The sequence below is a fragment of the Vibrio genomosp. F10 str. 9ZD137 genome (assembly GCF_049974785.1).
Lineage (GTDB): Bacteria > Pseudomonadota > Gammaproteobacteria > Enterobacterales > Vibrionaceae > Vibrio.
This window is the reverse complement of record NZ_JBNGCJ010000783.1, coordinates 1-2,464: the sequence shown is the minus strand read 5'-3', so window position 1 is coordinate 2,464 and position 2,464 is coordinate 1. Positions and strand designations below refer to the sequence as shown.

Here is a 2,464-nt window from a genome sequence, read left to right as displayed (position 1 = left end):
CCGCTCTTCCGATCTTATTCGTCCTTGATATCTGAATCTCGAACTCTTGATGTTCATCACAAAAGATCGCTGATGGCAATTGGTCATAACTTCCGATCAAATCATCAACTTGCACCTGAGACAAATTGGCGACATCTACGCCGACTTCGCTTACATATGAGGCCAGTTTACTCTCCTGAACTAACGTTGGCGCTTTCGGTTCTTTGACAGATATTTGTTGTCCTGTTTGTTTAAAACTAGACACATCAAATCCCATATCATCGATGCTAGTTGCACTTGTCGTTCCTGAAAACGAACCCGTGAGTAGCAATGCACATATAGCCTTTTTGATCATGATTACCTCACTTTTTTCTATAGTTGCGGATTGCCAGAGGCACCCGAGTCATCGATAGAAATCGTTGGTACTGTTAGGTTTTCCAAGAACTTTTCTTTGCTCAATCCTTCAAATCGCGATTCATCCGATGGTGTGTTACGAATGGGTTGGCCTGCCCATACTTTTTGGAACTCAGCTTCTTTAACCACTTGCTCACCATTTACGATGACATAAGAAATACCGGTTGTTGGATTGCCTTGTTCTTTGGCTTTGTAAGTCGCATTATCGGTTACGTTTTCTGGGTCGAAAATGGTGATATCCGCAACCATGCCTTCTTGCATACGACCACGAACTTTCATTGATTCAACACCCGCATCACCTAGATGCTTTGCTGCCCAGTAAGACGTTTGAGCAAGTGTGAATAACAATGGTACGCCTTCTTCACGTGCCATACGTAATACTTTGCCTCGAGTACCCGCAGTTCGAGGGTGACCTTGATATTCTGTTGGATCGGCATCCCAAGAATCAGTACCTAAACCTGAATAGATAGAATCTGCTGCAACGGTCATGTTTGGAATTTGTAGCCAGTATTTCATCCAATCTTTACGTGCAGGGCTAAACAGAACCACCAAGTGACCCGGTTCTTCAGCGGCAATGACCAGATACTCTTCTTTGGTCAGAAATTTATCGCGTGTTGGGTCGTACATCATTTCTTCATACTTCGCGTTGTACATCCCTTCCACAGACTCCGGTACAAGGAAAGATGAACCAATCGCAGTGGATGCCGCATCATATGGATAGTATTCAGACCACATCACTAAGCCTTTCTCTCGTGCAAGCTTTAGCTTTTCTTCTACTTCCCACCAACCGAAGTCGTTGTTGTGGAGCATCAAAAATGGTAAGTCGAGAAGCATCGCATTGGTAAAGATTTCGTCAAAACCCAGCTGTGCTTCTGGATTTGAAGGGTTAGCGTGAAAACGGGTATGTGATGATACAAATCGGTCCCAGTTTGCTGCGACTTTCATGGACTCGTACATCTCAAATGCCGTCAAACCATCTTTCATATAAGCGGTTGTTGAAGCTAGGTTCAATGCACCTTCTGCAAAGCCTTGATCAAGAACAGAAAGGATTTGGTTCATCTGCTCGATATCAGCTTTGGTCTCAGACCAGCCACTCACACCGTCTTTAGCCGCTTCAGTTCGAAGCGAGCCAAGAATCGTAGTTGCATCATGTGGGCCTGTAATTTTCACTTCAGGATCTAGGATTTGAAGACGAGCTCCTTCGTGGCTGACACCAGTACCGTAGTTCAGTGGCCATTTACCCGCTTTTTCTTCATACCACTCACCGACGCGAATCGCACCGACTTCCAGATCCATACCCGATGTTACACCATCTAGGGCTGCAAGCTTGATAGATAAACCATCTAGCGAGTGAAAATGGGTATCAATGAAACCTGGGGCAACCACTTGATTTGTCGCATCGATTGTCTCATCACCGTCGAGTTTTTCTGCCGTGATTTTGATGATTTGACCATCTTTGATCCCGACGTTTAATACAGCATCCAGCATGCTTTCAGGGTCCATCACTCGTCCATTCTCGATAACTAGGTCGTAATCCGCGGCAAAAGCTCCTGACGCACCTAGGCACAATGCGATACTAACAAGTCCGCTTATGCGGCCTTTCTTGAATGATTTTTTCATGATTTCTCTCTTTGTTGCTGGAAAGGTTAAAAGTGTTTACCTATTTCAGCTGAAATTAATTGTCGTACTGCCGTTTGTATTTCTGGCTTACCTTTGGAAGCTGAGATAATTCTAGCTCAATTTTTATATAACAAAATTTCAGTTTGTCTGATCTAACCCTACAAACTTAAAACTTGAGTTAATGATGAGAGCCTTGGTGTTGGTCTTTAAAAGTGGTTTTCCATTATTTAGACAGAATAGATATCGTTGAGGCATAAAACCAAGATATGAATATCAGCACGATGGTTATCGGTTTGATGGTGATTGAGGCTTTCGACTGGAGTCGCTTTACTTCATCCGTTTATTGAATTAGCCGCGTATCTCACCTTTACTTTATTCTTGCGAGCAAGTCATCGCTTCAGTCACTGGTTTAAACCGATCACTTGCTTGAAAAAACGGCACCTGCGTTTTC

Annotated in this window: 2 protein-coding genes; both read right to left on the bottom strand. The window is 43.6% G+C overall.

The genetic code is table 11. From position 1 onward, the window contains the following. Positions 1-334: hypothetical protein (locus ACP45E_RS18280; RefSeq protein WP_069585389.1), on the bottom strand; the 334-nt coding region annotated here is incomplete at its 3' end. Positions 335-351: 17 nt separating this feature from the next. Next, positions 352-2,013: an amidohydrolase family protein gene (locus ACP45E_RS18275; protein WP_017039125.1), complete on the bottom strand. Its 1,662-nt coding sequence runs from the start codon at positions 2,011-2,013 to the stop codon at positions 352-354. Positions 2,014-2,464: the final 451 nt, after the last annotated feature.